Below are 16139 nucleotides of genomic sequence, written 5' to 3' on the forward strand. Positions count from 1 at the left end.
ATCACGCTAAGGTGTTATCTCTGTTTTCTCTCAACACAGGCCCCCTTTCACGACGGTGATGGTTGTTTCTCCCCGCATTCGCTGGCTGTTTCTCCTCCTCTGTTCTGCCGGAGCCGTTCATGCTGCTCCGAATTCCTTTATCCAACAGGCGCAAAACCCCTTTGATAATAACGGCGACAGCCTGCCGGACTTAGGCATGGCGACCCCAACGGGAGAGGGCGAAAAGCATCTGGCGGAGATGGCGAAAGCCTTCGGCGAGGCCAGCATGACCGACAACGGCCTGACCACCGAAGAGCAGGCCCGGCAGTTTGCCCTGAGCCAGGTGCGGGACGCGGTCAGCCAGGAGGTCAACCAGCACATCGAATCGTGGCTCTCTCCCTGGGGAAACGCCAGCGTCGATCTGCTGGTGGATGATGAGGGGCGCTTCACCGGCAGCAAGGGCAGCTGGTTTATCCCCTGGCAGGACAACAATCGCTATCTGACCTGGAGCCAGCTCGGCCTGACCCAGCAGGAGGACGGCCTGGTCAGCAACGCGGGCATCGGCCAGCGCTGGGTGGCGGGCAAATGGCTGCTGGGTTACAACACCTTTTACGACAATCTGCTGGATGAAAATCTGCAGCGCGCCGGGCTGGGCGCCGAAGCCTGGGGCGAATACCTGCGGCTGTCGGCCAACTATTATCAACCCTTTGCCAGCTGGCGTGACAGCTCGGCGGTAGAGGAGCAACGCATGGCCCGCGGGTACGACGTCACCGCTAAAGCCTGGCTGCCGTTCTGGCATCACCTCAATACCAGCGTCAGCTTTGAGCAGTACTACGGCGACAACGTCGATCTGTTTCACACCGGGACCGGCTATCGCAACCCGCTGGCGGTCAATCTGGGACTCGATTACACCCCGGTGCCGCTGGTGACCTTCTCCGCCGCGCACAAGCAGGGGGAGAGCGGAGTGAGCCAGAATAACCTCGGCCTGAAGCTTAACTATCGCTTTGGGGTGCCGCTGAAAAAACAGCTCTCCGCCAGCGAAGTGATGGACAGTCGCTCGCTGCGGGGCAGCCGCTACGATCCGCCGGAACGCGAGAGCCTGCCGGTGCTGGAGTTCCGCCAGCGCAAAACGCTGTCGGTATGGCTGGCGACGCCGCCGTGGGATCTGCAGCCGGGTGAGACGGTGGTGCTGAAGCTGGATATTCGCAGCCGTAACGGGGTGCGGACGCTGCACTGGCAGGGGGATACTCAGGCGCTGAGTCTGACCTCACCGGCGCAGGCCAGCGACAGCGATGGCTGGAGCATCATTCTGCCGGCGTGGGATAACCGCGAGGGGGCGAGCAATCGCTGGAAGCTGTCGGTGGTGGTGGAAGATAAAGCCGGGCAGCGTGTCTCTTCCAATGAGATCACGCTGGCTCTGACGCAGCCGCTACTGGCCCTGCCAGAAGAGGATCCGCGCTGGGCGCTGCTGCCGGGCGAGTAAAGTCAGAAAATACGGTCCTGATGTACCCACACCGCGGCTTCCACCCGTGATTTCAGCTTCATCTTCTTCAGCATATGCTTCACGTGCACTTTCACCGTACTCTCGGTGATGTCCAGACGGCGGGCGATCATCTTGTTTGGCAGGCCCTGGGCAATCAGCTTGAGGATATCGCGCTCGCGCGGGGTCAGCTGGCTGACGTCGCGGTCGGAGGTGGCGCGGTTGGCGCGCAGGCTGGCCGCCAGCACCGGGGTCAGGGCTTCGCTCAGCACCATGTCACCGGCCGCCGCCTGCTGCAGGGATTTCAGCAGCTCTTCCGGCTCCATGTCTTTCAACAGGTAGCCATCGGCACCGCGTTTCAGGGCGGTAACCACGTCCTCTTCATGATTGGAAACGCTGAACACCACCACGCGGCCGGAGAGGGATTTCTCGCGCAGCTTATCGAGGGTTTCGAGGCCGTTCATGCCGGGCATGTTGAGGTCGAGCAGGATCAAATCAGGATCGAGCGCTTCGGCCAGTTCAATACCCTGTTCGCCGTTGCTGGCTTCGCCCACAACGGTGATATCCGAGGCCATGCTGATAAGTTGTTTTACGCCGGTGCGCAGCATCGGATGGTCGTCGATCAACAGGATTGTGGCTGGATCCTGACTAGACATGGTGTTCTCCTTGGGCAGTGAAAAGAGGCTTTTCGGGAATAAAGGTGACGATAACGTCGGTTCCGCCTGATTCGCCTGGGCGGACCTGACAGTCTCCACGCAGGCTTTGTGCGCGGTCACGCATGATAATCAGACCGTAGTGGTTACTTCTTTCGGCGTTGGCCGGCAGGCCGCAGCCGTTGTCGCGCACCACCAGCTTCACCTGGTTATCGTGCTGGCTCACGGTGAGCGAGACCGCCGTCGCCCCGGAATGTTTCAGCGCGTTGCTTAAGGCTTCGCGGGCAATCTGCAACAGATGGATGGCCTGGTGAGAGGGGACAAACCGCGGCGGCAGCTGGTAGTCCAGCGTGACGGTAAAGCCGAGCCGGGCGCTGAACTCCTGGCAGCTGGCCTCCAGCGCCGGACGCAGGCCGGGCTCGGTCAGCTGCAGGCGGAAGGTGGTCAGCAGCTCACGCAGCTGCACCCAGGAGGTGTTCAGCTCGTTGCGGATCTGGCTCAGCAGCTGCTTGCTGCTCTCGGGCAGGTCGGTGTCCTGCATCTGCAGACAGCTGACCTGCATCTTCATGCAGGAGAGCGACTGGGCGATGGAGTCGTGCAGCTCCCGGGCAATGGTGGCGCGCTCTTCCATCACAATCAGCTGCTGCTGCTTTTCCTGATGGCGGTCGAGCGCCAGGGTGGCGGTCAGCTGCTCCACCAGAGTATCGACCAGCTGCTGCTGATCGTGGCTCAGGTGGCGTCCGGCGGGCAGGGTGGCCAGTAAAATGCCGTACTGCGTCAGGTTATCCGCCAGCCGCCACTTCAGGGTCGTGCCGCTGGTGGTGAGCGGCGGCAGTCCGCGTGGGCAGAGGTGGCAGCCGATTTCATCGCAGCTCATATCTGACTGACAGGTAAATTCCTGATGATTCTCTTCATCTTCCAGGTCATACACCCGCAGCTCGATATCGTGTAGCAGGGTCAAATTCTGCAAGCCGTTAAGCACCGGCGAGAGCCGCTCGCACAGCGGCACCTGGGAGTGCAGGCGGCGGTTGGCCTGCCAGAGGAAGGAGAGGATCTCGTTTTTGTGCTCCAGCCCGGCGGTTTTTTCCCGCACCCGCTGCTCGAGCACCGCATAGCTTTCGGCCAGCTCGCCGGACATGGTGTTCAACGCCTCGCCGAGCATCGCCATCTCGTTGCGCCCGTGGATATGCGCGCGCTGGGTAAAATCGCGCTGGGTCACCGCGCGGGCCACCGCCAGCAGCTGCCGCCAGGGGTGCAGCAGTCTGGCGCGTAGCCAGAGAATGGTGAACACCAGCAGCAGGGCCATAAACAGCACCATCAGCCGCTGCATCAGCACCACCCGCTCAATGCGTTGCTCGGTGCTGCTGTCGAAGGCGGTGACCAGATTATCGATCCGGCTGACAAAGGCGGAGACGTCGCTGGCGACCGCATCAGGGTTTTGCGCCTGTTGGAGTCCCGGTGCCAGCTGGTTTTGCCAGTAATCCTGCAGGGCTTTCAGCTGCGCCTGCTGGTTATCGCGTCGCGCCGCGCTTTGCAGCGCCGGGCTGAACGCCGTGGCGTTCATTTCGTCGAGCAACGCCTGGTCTTTGGTTTCCAGCGGGATCGCCGCCAGCAGGCGGTAGCTCTGCATGCGCAGCGAACCGGCTTTGTTGATGGCGTGCGCGCTGCCCTGAACGCCCTGGACCAGCCAGCCGGAAATTGCCATCCCCGCCACCCCGATTGCGGTGGACAGCATGACAATCAGCACCAGTTGGTTAACCAGCGTCAGCGGTGAAAAACAGCGTTTAAACATAGGGCAGTCTGGCTCCTGACAATGCCTGGACTCGGCAGGGGCTCTATTCTCAGGCATACCCTGGAGTATACCCATACCTCAAAAGGATTACCTACTAATTGCCATTTGTCGGACGAATGGGAGGAGGGGGTAAGCGGGGAGTAGCAGCACCGTGAAAAACCACATCTTTTTTACCGAATAACGCTACTCATCAGGGAGTATAGCGACTTTTGCCCGCGGAATTTGCCCGCCTTCCCCTTGATTTATATCAACTTCCTGTCTGCTTAAAACCCTGATCTTTGTAGCATCTTTTAAGAATCAGAGGTGTCTATGAGTCACTCAACTACCCCCGAAAGGGATTCTGGCGCGACGATTACCGAGTGGCGTCCGGAAGATCCGGCGTTCTGGCAACAGCGCGGCCAACGTATAGCCAGTCGTAATCTGTGGATCTCCGTTCCCTGTCTGCTGCTGGCGTTCTGCGTCTGGATGTTGTTCAGCGCCGTCGCCGTCAACCTGCCAAAAGTGGGCTTCAAATTTACCACCGATCAGCTGTTTATGTTAACGGCGCTGCCGGCACTTTCCGGTGCGCTGCTGCGTGTGCCTTATGCCTTTATGGTGCCGCTGTTCGGCGGTCGCCGCTGGACGGCGTTCAGTACCGGGATCATGATTATCCCGTGCGTGTGGCTGGGCTTTGCGGTACAGGATACCTCTACGCCGTTCAGCGTTTTTGTGATTATCTCTCTGCTGTGCGGCTTTGCCGGCGCTAACTTTGCCTCCAGCATGGCCAACATCAGCTTCTTCTTCCCGAAACAGAAGCAGGGCGGGGCGCTGGGGATCAACGGCGGCCTGGGCAACATGGGCGTCAGCGTTATGCAGCTGATTGCACCGCTGGCGATCTCAGTCTCCATCTTTGCGGCCTTTGGCGGTGCGGGCGTTGAGCAGGCCGATGGCTCGTACCTGTTCCTGCAGAACGCGGCGTGGATCTGGGTGCCGTTCCTGGTGGTATTAACCCTGGCCGCCTGGTTTGGCATGAACGATCTGGCGGCGTCGAAAGCCTCCCTGAGCGAACAGCTGCCGGTGCTGAAGCGTGCCCATCTGTGGATCATGGCGCTGCTCTATCTGGCGACTTTCGGCTCCTTTATCGGCTTCTCCGCCGGGTTTGCGATGCTGTCGAAAACCCAGTTCCCGGACGTGCAGATCCTGCACTATGCCTTCTTCGGCCCGTTCATTGGCGCCCTGGCGCGCTCTACCGGGGGGATGATCTCCGACCGTCTGGGCGGGACCCGCGTCACGCTGGTGAACTTTGTGGTGATGGCGATCTTCTGTGCCCTACTGTTTATGACCCTGCCGGTGAACGGCGTGGGCGGCAACTTTGGTGCCTTCTTCGCGGTGTTTATGGTGCTGTTCCTGACCGCCGGGCTGGGTAGCGCCTCGACCTTCCAGATGATCTCGGTGATTTTCCGTAAGCTGACGATGGATCGCGTAAAAGCGCAGGGCGGCAGTGAGCAGCAGGCCATGCGTGAGGCTGCCACCGACACCGCCGCTGCGCTGGGCTTCATCTCTGCAATTGGCGCGATTGGCGGCTTCTTTATCCCGAAAGCGTTTGGCATTTCGCTGGATCTGACCGGCTCGCCGGCGGGAGCCATGAAAATCTTCCTCGTTTTCTATATCGTCTGCGTGTTTGTCACCTGGCTGGTATATGGACGCAATTCTAATAAAAAATAAGTAAGTTGATTATCCGTTTGCGCGGCCTGGTGCCGCGCTTTTTTTATTCGCCAATTAGTTACAACATACTTATCGAAGCTGCCGTGTCTGCCGCGCCACCACTGTGATCGTCATCGCTTATCAGGGCGCTCTACCCCTTAATACCCCTCTGCGCATCGGCAACGCATGCTTTTGTACGATAAATTAAAAATACCCATACAAAACAATGCGTTGAAACGTGGGTTTTTGTACCGCTTTAGGGGTAGTCCCGGATTAGCCTCCCTTCGTATCCCCCGTTCCTCTTGATCGTTATCAATTCCCGCCATCTTTCAGAGCGTTACCTTCGCTGCAAATCAGCAATGTCGATTTAGAGAGCCACAGGCTCCACACAGGAGATACCCGATGAGCAAATTTTTGGACCGGTTTCGCTACTTCAAACAGAAGGGTGAAACTTTTGCCGATGGGCACGGCCAGGTTCTGGAGACCAACCGGGACTGGGAAGACGGTTACCGCCAGCGCTGGCAGCATGACAAAGTCGTCCGTTCCACCCACGGCGTGAACTGTACCGGCTCATGCAGCTGGAAGATTTTCGTGAAAAACGGTCTGGTGACCTGGGAAATGCAGCAGACCGACTACCCGCGCACCCGCCCGGATATGCCAAACCACGAACCGCGTGGCTGCCCGCGTGGCGCCAGCTACTCCTGGTATCTCTACAGCGCCAACCGCCTGAAATATCCGCTGATGCGTAAACGCCTGATGAAAATGTGGCGTGAAGCGAAGGTGCAGCACAGCGATCCGGTTGAGGCCTGGGCCTCTATCATCGAAGATGCCGACAAAGCGAAAAGCTTTAAGCAGGCCCGCGGCCGCGGCGGTTTTGTCCGCTCTTCCTGGCAGGAAGTGAATGAGCTGATTGCCGCCTCTAACGTCTATACCGTCAAAACCTACGGCCCGGACCGCGTGGCGGGCTTCTCACCGATCCCGGCGATGTCGATGGTTTCTTATGCCTCTGGCGCGCGTTATCTGTCGCTGATCGGCGGCACCTGCCTGAGCTTCTACGACTGGTACTGCGACCTGCCGCCGGCGTCTCCGCAGACCTGGGGCGAGCAGACTGACGTGCCAGAATCCGCTGACTGGTACAACTCCAGCTACATCATCGCCTGGGGCTCTAACGTTCCACAGACCCGTACCCCGGACGCGCACTTCTTTACCGAAGTGCGTTACAAAGGCACCAAAACCGTTGCCGTGACCCCGGACTACGCCGAAATCGCCAAGCTGTGCGACCTGTGGCTGGCACCGAAGCAGGGTACGGATGCCGCGATGGCGCTGGCGATGGGCCACGTGATGCTGCGTGAGTTCCACCTCGACAAGCCAAGCCAGTACTTCACCGACTACGTGCGCAAATATACCGACATGCCAATGCTGGTGATGCTGGAAGAGCGCGACGGGTACTACGCCGCAGGCCGTATGCTGCGTGCCGCCGACCTGGTGGATGCGCTGGGCCAGGAAAACAATCCTGAGTGGAAAACCGTTGCCTACAACAGCAATGGCGACATGATTGCGCCGAACGGTTCCATCGGTTTCCGCTGGGGCGAGAAGGGCAAATGGAACCTCGAGCAGCGCGATGGCACTTCCGGCGAAGAGACCGAATTGCGTCTGAGCATGCTGGGCAGCCAGGACGAGATCGCCGATGTCGGCTTCCCGTACTTTGGCGGCGAAGGTACTGAGCACTTCAACAAGGTTGAGCTGCAGAACATCCTGATGCACAAACTGCCGGTGAAACGCCTGCAGCTGGCCGACGGCTCCACCGCGCTGGTGACCACCGTTTACGACCTGACCCTGGCCAACTACGGTCTGGAGCGCGGTCTGAACGATGAAAACTGCGCCACTAACTATGACGACGTCAAAGCCTACACTCCGGCCTGGGCAGAGCAGATCACCGGCGTACCGCGGGCGCACATTATCCGTACCGCACGTGAATTTGCCGATAACGCGGATAAGACCCACGGTCGTTCGATGATCATCGTCGGTGCCGGTCTGAACCACTGGTATCACCTCGATATGAACTATCGCGGCCTGATCAACATGCTGATCTTCTGCGGCTGCGTCGGTCAGAGCGGCGGCGGCTGGGCGCACTACGTGGGCCAGGAAAAACTGCGTCCGCAGACCGGCTGGCAGCCGCTGGCGTTTGCCCTTGACTGGCAGCGCCCGGCACGCCACATGAACAGCACCTCCTACTTCTATAACCACTCCAGCCAGTGGCGCTACGAAACGGTCACCGCGCAGGAGCTGCTGTCGCCGATGGCGGATAAATCCCGCTACAGCGGCCACCTGATTGACTTCAACGTGCGCGCAGAGCGCATGGGCTGGCTGCCGTCAGCGCCACAGCTGGGGACCAACCCGCTGCGCATCGCCGAAGAGGCAAAGAAGGCGGGCATGACGCCGGTGGATTACACCGTCAAATCCCTGAAAGAGGGTTCGATTCGCTTTGCGGCGGAACAGCCGGAAAACGGTAAAAACCATCCGCGTAACCTGTTTATCTGGCGATCCAATCTGCTGGGCTCGTCCGGTAAAGGCCACGAGTACATGCTGAAATACCTGCTCGGTACCGAAAACGGTATCCAGGGTAAAGATCTCGGCAAGCAGGGCGGCGTGAAGCCGGAAGAGGTGGAGTGGAAAGACAACGGCCTCGACGGCAAGCTGGATCTGGTGGTGACCCTGGACTTCCGTCTGTCCAGCACCTGCCTGTACTCCGACATTGTGCTGCCAACCGCCACCTGGTACGAAAAAGACGACATGAATACCTCGGATATGCATCCGTTTATTCATCCACTGTCTGCGGCCGTTGATCCGGCGTGGGAATCGAAAAGCGACTGGGATATCTACAAGGACATCGCGAAGAAATTCTCTGAAGTCTGCGTGGGACACCTCGGCAAAGAGACCGACGTGGTAACGCTGCCTATCCAGCACGACTCCGCCGCCGAACTGGCGCAGCCGCTGGACGTGAAGGACTGGAAAAAAGGCGAATGTGACCTGATCCCGGGCGTGACCGCGCCGCACATCATTCCGGTTGAACGTGACTACCCGGCGACCTACGAACGCTTTACCTCTATCGGCCCGCTGATGGAGAAAATCGGTAACGGCGGGAAGGGGATTGCCTGGAACACCCAGACCGAGATGGATCTGCTGCGTAAGCTCAACTACACCAAAGCGGACGGCCCGGCCAAAGGCCAGCCAATGCTGAACACGGCGATTGATGCGGCAGAGATGATCCTGACCCTGGCCCCGGAAACCAACGGCCACGTCGCGGTGAAAGCCTGGGCGGCGCTGAGCGAGTTTACCGGCCGCGATCACACGCATCTGGCGACCAATAAAGAGGAAGAGAAAATTCGCTTCCGCGATATTCAGGCCCAGCCGCGCAAGATTATCTCCAGCCCGACCTGGTCTGGCCTGGAAGATGAACATGTCTCTTATAACGCCGGTTACACCAACGTGCACGAGCTGATCCCATGGCGCACCCTGTCCGGTCGTCAGTCTCTGTATCAGGATCACCAGTGGATGCGCGACTTCGGCGAGAGCCTGCTGGTGTACCGTCCGCCAATCGACACCCGCTCTGTGAAAGCGGTGATGGGTGCGAAATCGAACGGTAACCCGGAGAAGGCGCTGAACTTCCTGACGCCGCACCAGAAGTGGGGTATCCACTCCACCTACAGCGACAACCTGCTGATGCTGACCCTGTCGCGCGGCGGCCCGATTGTCTGGATGAGCGAAGCGGACGCCAAAGATCTGGGTATTGAAGATAACGACTGGATCGAAGTGTTCAACAGCAATGGTGCCCTGACGGCGCGTGCGGTGGTGAGCCAGCGTGTACCGGCCGGGATGACCATGATGTACCACGCGCAGGAACGTATCGTTAACCTGCCGGGTTCAGAGATCACCGAGCAGCGCGGCGGGATCCACAACTCCGTGACCCGTATTACGCCGAAGCCGACCCACATGATCGGTGGCTATGCGCAGCTGGCCTACGGCTTTAACTACTACGGCACCGTAGGATCGAACCGCGATGAGTTCGTGGTGGTACGTAAGATGAAGAATATTAACTGGTTAGACGGCGAAGGGTGTGACCAGGTACAGGAGAGCGTAAAATGAAAATTCGTTCACAAGTCGGCATGGTGCTGAATCTGGATAAATGCATCGGCTGTCACACCTGCTCGGTCACCTGTAAAAACGTCTGGACCAGCCGTGAAGGGATGGAGTACGCCTGGTTCAACAACGTAGAGAGCAAGCCGGGCACCGGCTTCCCGACCGACTGGGAAAACCAGGAGAAGTGGAAGGGCGGCTGGATCCGTAAAATCAACGGCAAGCTGGTGCCGCGCATGGGTAACAAAGCGCTGCTGCTGGGTAAAATCTTTGCTAACCCACATCTGCCGGGCATCGACGATTACTACGAGCCGTTTGATTTTGACTACCAGAACCTGCATAACGCGCCGGAAAGCAAACACCAGCCGATCGCCCGTCCTCGCTCGCTGATCACCGGTCAGCGTATGGACAAGATCACCAGCGGGCCAAACTGGGAAGAGATTCTGGGCGGCGAGTTCGAAAAACGCGCCAAAGACCAGAACTTCGAGAACATGCAGAAGGCGATGTACGGCCAGTTCGAAAACACCTTCATGATGTATCTGCCGCGCCTGTGCGAGCACTGCCTCAACCCGGCGTGCGTGGCGACCTGTCCGAGCGGCGCCATCTACAAGCGTGAAGAAGACGGCATCGTCCTGATCGACCAGGATAAGTGCCGCGGCTGGCGTATGTGCATCACCGGCTGTCCGTACAAAAAGATCTACTTCAACTGGAAGAGCGGCAAGTCCGAGAAGTGCATCTTCTGTTACCCGCGTATCGAAGCCGGTATGCCAACCGTCTGCTCCGAGAGCTGCGTAGGCCGTATCCGCTACCTCGGCGTGCTGCTGTATGACGCGGACGCGATTGAAAATGCCGCGAGCACCGAGCACGAGAAAGATCTCTATCAGCGTCAGCTGGACGTGTTCCTCGATCCGAACGATCCGAAGGTGATCGCTCAGGCACTGAAGGACGGCATTCCGCAGAGCGTGATCGACGCCGCGCAGCAGTCTCCGGTCTACAAAATGGCGATGGACTGGAAGCTGGCCCTGCCGCTGCACCCGGAATACCGCACGCTGCCGATGGTCTGGTATGTGCCGCCGCTGTCGCCGATCCAGTCTGCCGCGGATGCGGGCGAGTTGGGCGGCAACGGTATCCTGCCGGATGTCGAAAGCCTGCGTATCCCGGTTCAGTATCTGGCAAACCTGCTGACCGCGGGTGACACCCAGCCGGTACTGCTGGCCCTGAAACGTATGCTGGCGATGCGCCACTTCAAACGTGCCGAGACCGTTGACGGCGTCATCGATACCCGCGCGCTGGAAGAGGTGGGCTTAAGCGAAGCGCAGGCTCAGGAGATGTACCGCTACCTGGCAATTGCTAACTACGAAGATCGTTTCGTGGTGCCGAGCAGCCACCGTGAGCTGGCGCGTGAAGCCTTCCCTGAGAAAAGCGGGTGTGGCTTTACCTTCGGCGACGGTTGCCACGGTTCTGACAGCAAATTCAACCTGTTCAACAGCCGCCGCATTGATGCGATGGATGTGACCAGCAAAACGGAGCCGCACCAATGATTGAACTCGTCATTGTTTCGCGTTTGCTCGAGTACCCGGATGCTGCCCTTGTGCAGCATCAACAGGAACTCTTCGATGCACTCGCGTCATCGGAAAACCTGGACAAAGAGGATGCCCAGCGGCTTGGCATTTTCCTGCGCGACCTGTTAGCGCGCGATCTGCTGGATGCACAGTCTGACTACAGCCAGCTGTTTGACCGCGGCCGCGCCACCTCGTTACTGCTGTTCGAACATGTTCACGGTGAATCCCGCGATCGGGGCCAGGCGATGGTCGATCTGATGGCGCAGTACGAGCAGCACGGTATGCAGCTCGACAGCCGCGAGCTGCCGGATCACCTGCCGCTGTACCTGGAGTATCTGGCGCAGCTGCCGAAAGAGGAGGCGCTGGGTGGTCTGCAGGATATCGCGCCGATCCTGGCGCTGCTCGGCGCGCGGCTTCAGCAGCGTGAAAGCCGCTATGCGGTGCTGTTCGATCTGCTGGTGAAGCTGGCAAATGCGGCTATCGACAGTGAAAAAGTGGCGGAGAAAATCGCCGATGAGGCCCGCGACGATACTCCGCAAGCGCTGGATGCGGTCTGGGAAGAAGAGCAGGTGAAGTTCTTTGCTGACCAGAGCTGTGGCGAGTCGGAAATCTCTGCTCACCAGCGTCGTTTTGCCGGTGCCGTTGCCCCGCAATATTTGAATATCTCTAACGGAGGACAGCAATAATGCACTTCCTGAATATGTTCTTCTTCGATATCTATCCGTACATTGCGGGTTCGGTATTTCTGATTGGTAGCTGGCTGCGTTACGACTACGGCCAGTACACCTGGCGCGCCGCCTCCAGCCAGATGTTGGATCGCAAAGGGATGAACATGGCCTCGAACCTGTTCCACATCGGGATTCTGGGTATCTTTGCCGGTCACTTCCTTGGGATGCTGACCCCGCACTGGATGTATGAATCCTTCCTGCCGATGGATGTGAAGCAGAAGATGGCGATGATTGCCGGCGGTGCCTGCGGAGTGATGACCCTGGTGGGCGGCCTGATGCTGTTGAAACGTCGCCTGTTCAGCCCGCGCGTACGTGCTACCACCACCGGGGCGGATATCCTGATCCTCTCCCTGCTGATGATCCAGTGTGCGCTGGGTCTGCTGACGATTCCGTTCTCTGCGCAACACATGGACGGCAGCGAAATGCTGAAGCTGGTGGGTTGGGCGCAGTCGGTGGTGGCCTTCCACGGCGGGGCGTCTGAGCATCTGGACGGCGTGGCCTTTGTCTTCCGCGTGCACCTGGTGCTGGGTATGACGCTGTTCCTGCTTTTCCCGTTCTCCCGTCTGGTGCACATCTGGAGCGCGCCGGTGGAGTACCTGACGCGCCGGTATCAGATTGTACGCGCCCGTCGCTAATCCGCTGTTTTAATCTGAACCCCGCTCTGGCGGGGTTTTTTTTCGCCCCAGCCGAGGTTGTTGCCCGCCGCGGCCAGCAGAATCAAGGCCCCGCCCGCCAGCTGGGTGAGGCTCAGCGCATGGCCAAACGCCAGGTTATCGACAATCAGCGCAACCACCGGATAGATAAACGACAGCGAGCCGATAATGGGGGTAGGGAGCTTCTGAATGGCGCTGTAGAGCAGCTGATACATGATCCCGGTGTGGACAATCCCCAGCGTCAATAAAATCCCCCACGGGAAATCACCTGATAAAGCGGGCATATGCGCCAGCGGCAATAGCATCACTACGCCGGTCAGGACCTGAATAAAGGCGATATGCTGTGGCGCGATACTCTTTAACTTCCGGGTGATGATGGCGGTGAGGGCGTAGAAGAAAGCCGCGCCCAGCGCCAGACCGATACCGGCCAGCCATCCGGCTTCATGCCCGCCCGTCAGTTCGCTGGAGAGCAAAATCACCACGCCGCCAAAGGCGAGGAATAACCAGCCCCATTTCACCAGGCTCACTTTTTCGCCCAGAAGTATGCCCATCAGCACCAGCATAAACGGCTGGGTGTTGTAGACCACCGTCGACAGTCCGATCGAGATACGCTCAAAGGCGGCGAACAGCAGCAGCCAGTTCACCACCAGCGCGACGCCGCCAAGAATGGCGAGGCTCAGCGTGACTTTGGTTAGCGGGCTGAAAGGCTGTTTACTGAAACGAATAAAAAGAAACAGCGCAAGGGCACCGATCAGACAGCGCCAGAACACCACGTCGGTTACCGGTAAGCCGGAAAGCAGAACAAACGCGCCGATGGAACCGGATATCAGCATCGCCAGGCTCATTTGCCAGACGCCCTGTTGAATGTCACGCATCATATACCTCCTGATTAATGACCTTATTGTTAAAGAAAAGTATCCGGATTTACAGCGCTGAATTAAGGTGATAAACGATATTTGCTTTTATAAATTAGGTGAATGATATGGATTACCTTATCGATGAGATCGACTGCCGGATTCTGGCCTGCCTGGTGGAGGATGCGCGCATGTCGCTGAAGGTGCTGAGCGGTAGGGTTGGGCTCACGTCACCCAGCACGGCAGAGCGATTAAAGAGGCTGGAAGAGCGGGGCGTTGTTCAGGGATATGGCGCCCGGGTGAACCTGGCGGCGTTAGGCTATACCCTGCAGGCGCTGGTGCGCGTGCGGCCGTTGCCAGGGTTATTACATCAGGTAGACAAATATATTCAGGCGATGCCGGAGTGTATTGAAAGCGACAAAGTGACCGGCGAAGACTGTTTTGTCATCAGGCTGGTGGTGCGCTCGATTGAGCAGCTGGATACGTTGCTGGACGGACTGGCGGAACATGCCCAGTGCAATACGTCGATCGTGAAGAGTTCGCCGGTGACGCGTCGGTTGCCACCGTTGTAGCGTTTTTTGCCGGGTGGCGGCTGCGCCTTACCCGGCCTACGGATACGGTGCGGTGTTGTCGTTTTGTAGCCCCGGTAAGCGCAGCGCCACCGGGGGAGCGGGTGCGCGGAGGCCGGATAATGATGGTGGTGGGGGAAGGATTACTCGGCTGCGCCTCGCCCTTCGGGTCGTTGCCTGCGGCAACGCTTTCTCGCTACGCTCGAATCGAACCTTGGTCGAAGCTTCTCATCCTTCCCTGCATCGGGAGAATATAAGGCAGTGTACTTGTTTGAGAGTCGGTAGACTTTGGAAGTGATGGTGGTGGGGGAAGGATTACTCGGCTGCGCCTCGCCCTTCGGGTCGTTGCCTGCGGCAACGCTTTCTCGCTACGCTCGAATCGAACCTTGGTCGAAGCTTCTCATCCTTCCCTGCATCGGGAGAATATAAGGCAATGTGCTTGTTTGAGAGTCGGTAGACTTTGGAAGTGATGGTGGTGGGGGAAGGATTCGAACCTTCGAAGTCGATGACGGCAGATTTACAGTCTGCTCCCTTTGGCCGCTCGGGAACCCCACCAGGGGTAATTCATATTTTGAGGTACAGCGTGGAGATGGTGGTGGGGGAAGGATTATTCGTCGCTTCGCTCCTCACCCTTTGGGCCGTTGCCTTTGGCAACGTTGTCTCGCTTTCGCTCGACTCGAACCTTAATCGAAGGTTCTCACCCTTCCCGATAAGTGCAAACTTCGCTACATCTCATCGGTATTACCACATCGCTGTGGTGAATAATGGTGGTGGGGGAAGGATTACTCGGCTGCGCCTCGCCCTTCGGGTCGTTGCCTGCGGCAACGCTTTCTCGCTACGCTCGAATCGAACCTTGGTCGAAGCTTCTCATCCTTCCCTGCATCGGGAGAATATAAGGCAATGTGCTTGTTTGAGAGTCGGTAGACTTTGGAAGTGATGGTGGTGGGGGAAGGATTCGAACCTTCGAAGTCGATGACGGCAGATTTACAGTCTGCTCCCTTTGGCCGCTCGGGAACCCCACCACGGGGTAATGCTTTTACTGGCCTGCTTCCTTGCGGGAAGCGGGGCGCATCATATCAAATGACGCGCCACTGTAAAGACTTCCTTTGCTAAATTGAATCGTTTGCCTGATTTTTACGCATAAAGCCGCAAAGCTAATCAATTCATTTTATACAGGATTAAAGAATGATGGTTCGGTTACCGTAGACGAAGACGCGCTGCGCCAGCACCTGATACAGCGCCCGGCTTAACACATTTTTTTCGACGTCGCGTCCGGCACGCATCATATCTTCTGCCGTGTAGGTGTGATCCACATGAATCACGTCCTGCATGATGATTGGGCCTTCATCCAGGTTGTCATTCACGTAGTGCGCCGTGGCGCCAATGATCTTCACGCCGCGCTCATACGCCTGGTGATAAGGACGCGCACCGATAAAGGCCGGCAGGAATGAGTGGTGAATATTGATGATCTTATTCGGGAAGCGAGAGACGAAAGAGGGCGTCAGTACGCGCATGTATTTCGCCAGCACCACGTAATCCGGGTTATGCGCTTCGATGGCCTGCGCCATCAAATTATCATGCTCTTCGCGGGTATGGCCTTCATGGCTGACCAGCTCAAACGGAATATCAAAACGTTCGACCAGGGTGCGCAGGGTTTCGTGATTGCCAATGACCGCGGCGATCTCCACATCCAGACCGCCGTAGTTGGCTTTCATCAGCAGATCGCCCAGACAGTGCGCCTCTTTCGTGACCAGGATAACCACCCGGCGACGACCGGCTGGGGTCAGCTCGCGGACGGAGCCTTCCGGCAGCGCGCCGTCGAGATCGGCCAGCAGCGTCGCGTCGTTGAAAATCCCTTCCAGCTCGGTACGCATAAAGAAGCGACCGGTACGGTGATCAACAAACTCGTTGTTCTGCACGATATTCAGTTCATGCTTGTAGCAAATGTTGGTAATACGGGCGATCAGCCCTTTCTGGTCGGGACAAATGGTGCGCAGCACTTTGCGTTGTGTTGATTGCATTGCCGGAAAATCCTTTGCGTGTTTGCTG

The 16139-nt window shown here is 58.4% G+C and carries 11 protein-coding genes, 2 tRNA genes and 4 other RNA genes; 7 read left to right on the forward strand and 10 right to left on the reverse strand.

The window, feature by feature from the left end:
* Positions 1 to 58: 58 nt before the first annotated feature.
* Positions 59 to 1462, forward strand: a complete 1404-nt coding sequence (locus tag V7Q49_RS03050; RefSeq protein WP_333849271.1) for a YchO/YchP family invasin — start codon at positions 59 to 61, stop codon at positions 1460 to 1462.
* A gap of 2 nt (positions 1463 to 1464) precedes the next feature.
* Here V7Q49_RS03050 and narL read toward each other — a convergent pair whose 3' ends face one another.
* Complete coding sequence (gene narL / locus V7Q49_RS03055) at positions 1465 to 2115, reverse strand: two-component system response regulator NarL (RefSeq protein WP_333849272.1); 651 nt, start codon at positions 2113 to 2115, stop codon at positions 1465 to 1467.
* Positions 2108 to 3904 (reverse strand): nitrate/nitrite two-component system sensor histidine kinase NarX, encoded by a 1797-nt coding sequence (gene narX / locus V7Q49_RS03060; RefSeq protein ID WP_333849273.1) that lies wholly within the window; start codon positions 3902 to 3904, stop codon positions 2108 to 2110. The genes narL and narX overlap by 8 nt, the downstream gene beginning before the upstream one ends.
* 309 nt (positions 3905 to 4213) lie before the next feature.
* On the opposite strand from narX, the gene V7Q49_RS03065 reads away from it, so the two are divergent.
* From V7Q49_RS03065 to narI, 5 genes are all read left to right on the forward strand, one after another.
* The gene (locus tag V7Q49_RS03065) at positions 4214 to 5608 is read left to right on the forward strand and encodes a NarK family nitrate/nitrite MFS transporter (RefSeq protein WP_333849274.1); all 1395 of its coding nucleotides are present in this window, start codon (positions 4214 to 4216) and stop codon (positions 5606 to 5608) included.
* Positions 5609 to 5989: 381 nt separating this feature from the next.
* A complete protein-coding gene (locus V7Q49_RS03070) occupies positions 5990 to 9733 on the forward strand; it encodes a nitrate reductase subunit alpha (RefSeq protein ID WP_333849275.1) in 3744 nt (1247 codons plus the stop codon).
* Positions 9730 to 11265 (forward strand): nitrate reductase subunit beta, encoded by a 1536-nt coding sequence (gene narH / locus V7Q49_RS03075; RefSeq protein ID WP_333849276.1) that lies wholly within the window; start codon positions 9730 to 9732, stop codon positions 11263 to 11265. The genes V7Q49_RS03070 and narH overlap by 4 nt, the downstream gene beginning before the upstream one ends.
* On the forward strand, positions 11262 to 11972 hold the full coding sequence (narJ, locus tag V7Q49_RS03080; protein WP_333849277.1) for a nitrate reductase molybdenum cofactor assembly chaperone: 711 nt from the start codon (positions 11262 to 11264) through the stop codon (positions 11970 to 11972). The genes narH and narJ overlap by 4 nt, the downstream gene beginning before the upstream one ends.
* Positions 11972 to 12649 (forward strand): respiratory nitrate reductase subunit gamma, encoded by a 678-nt coding sequence (gene narI, locus V7Q49_RS03085; protein WP_333849278.1) that lies wholly within the window; start codon positions 11972 to 11974, stop codon positions 12647 to 12649. The genes narJ and narI overlap by 1 nt, the downstream gene beginning before the upstream one ends.
* Here the strand turns inward: narI and V7Q49_RS03090 are convergent.
* Positions 12646 to 13542: a DMT family transporter gene (locus tag V7Q49_RS03090; RefSeq protein ID WP_333850477.1), complete on the reverse strand. Its 897-nt coding sequence runs from the start codon at positions 13540 to 13542 to the stop codon at positions 12646 to 12648. The two genes, narI and V7Q49_RS03090, sit on opposite strands and share 4 nt — an antisense overlap.
* Before the next feature lie 107 nt (positions 13543 to 13649).
* Here V7Q49_RS03090 and V7Q49_RS03095 point away from each other — a divergent pair, with 107 nt between their 5' ends.
* Positions 13650 to 14093 carry an Lrp/AsnC family transcriptional regulator gene (locus tag V7Q49_RS03095; RefSeq protein ID WP_333849279.1) on the forward strand — a complete coding sequence of 148 codons (444 nt, stop codon included), beginning with the start codon at positions 13650 to 13652 and terminating at the stop codon, positions 14091 to 14093.
* 123 nt (positions 14094 to 14216) lie between these two features.
* Here V7Q49_RS03095 and V7Q49_RS03100 read toward each other — a convergent pair.
* The 7 genes from V7Q49_RS03100 to purU all read right to left on the reverse strand — a co-directional run bounded on the left by V7Q49_RS03100 (position 14217) and on the right by purU (position 16111).
* Positions 14217 to 14343: non-coding RNA, RtT sRNA (locus V7Q49_RS03100), on the reverse strand.
* Positions 14344 to 14388: 45 nt separating this feature from the next.
* Positions 14389 to 14515, reverse strand: a non-coding RNA gene (locus V7Q49_RS03105) — RtT sRNA.
* A 45-nt stretch (positions 14516 to 14560) separates the two neighbouring features.
* Positions 14561 to 14645 (reverse strand) — tRNA-Tyr (locus V7Q49_RS03110).
* Positions 14646 to 14680: 35 nt separating this feature from the next.
* Positions 14681 to 14812, reverse strand: a non-coding RNA gene (locus V7Q49_RS03115) — RtT sRNA.
* A 43-nt stretch (positions 14813 to 14855) separates the two neighbouring features.
* Positions 14856 to 14982: non-coding RNA, RtT sRNA (locus V7Q49_RS03120), on the reverse strand.
* Positions 14983 to 15027: 45 nt separating this feature from the next.
* A tRNA-Tyr gene (locus V7Q49_RS03125) sits at positions 15028 to 15112 on the reverse strand.
* A 156-nt stretch (positions 15113 to 15268) separates the two neighbouring features.
* Positions 15269 to 16111 carry a formyltetrahydrofolate deformylase gene (purU, locus tag V7Q49_RS03130; RefSeq protein ID WP_106993192.1) on the reverse strand — a complete coding sequence of 281 codons (843 nt, stop codon included), beginning with the start codon at positions 16109 to 16111 and terminating at the stop codon, positions 15269 to 15271.
* Positions 16112 to 16139 lie beyond the last annotated feature (28 nt).

Source organism: Leclercia sp., from assembly GCF_036780805.1.
Taxonomy (GTDB): Bacteria; Pseudomonadota; Gammaproteobacteria; order Enterobacterales; family Enterobacteriaceae; genus Enterobacter.

What these genes read in the sequence shown, in the direction of transcription:
- V7Q49_RS03095 (WP_333849279.1), top strand. Translation starts at nt 13,650, where the DNA reads ATGGATTACCTTATCGATGAGATCGACTGCCGGATTCTGGCCTGCCTG.
- narL (WP_333849272.1), bottom strand. Translation starts at nt 2,115, where the DNA reads ATGTCTAGTCAGGATCCAGCCACAATCCTGTTGATCGACGACCATCCG.
- narH (WP_333849276.1), top strand. Translation starts at nt 9,730, where the DNA reads ATGAAAATTCGTTCACAAGTCGGCATGGTGCTGAATCTGGATAAATGC.
- narJ (WP_333849277.1), top strand. Translation starts at nt 11,262, where the DNA reads ATGATTGAACTCGTCATTGTTTCGCGTTTGCTCGAGTACCCGGATGCT.
- V7Q49_RS03090 (WP_333850477.1), bottom strand. Translation starts at nt 13,542, where the DNA reads ATGCGTGACATTCAACAGGGCGTCTGGCAAATGAGCCTGGCGATGCTG.
- V7Q49_RS03070 (WP_333849275.1), top strand. Translation starts at nt 5,990, where the DNA reads ATGAGCAAATTTTTGGACCGGTTTCGCTACTTCAAACAGAAGGGTGAA.
- narI (WP_333849278.1), top strand. Translation starts at nt 11,972, where the DNA reads ATGCACTTCCTGAATATGTTCTTCTTCGATATCTATCCGTACATTGCG.
- V7Q49_RS03065 (WP_333849274.1), top strand. Translation starts at nt 4,214, where the DNA reads ATGAGTCACTCAACTACCCCCGAAAGGGATTCTGGCGCGACGATTACC.
- V7Q49_RS03050 (WP_333849271.1), top strand. Translation starts at nt 59, where the DNA reads ATGGTTGTTTCTCCCCGCATTCGCTGGCTGTTTCTCCTCCTCTGTTCT.
- narX (WP_333849273.1), bottom strand. Translation starts at nt 3,904, where the DNA reads ATGTTTAAACGCTGTTTTTCACCGCTGACGCTGGTTAACCAACTGGTG.
- purU (WP_106993192.1), bottom strand. Translation starts at nt 16,111, where the DNA reads ATGCAATCAACACAACGCAAAGTGCTGCGCACCATTTGTCCCGACCAG.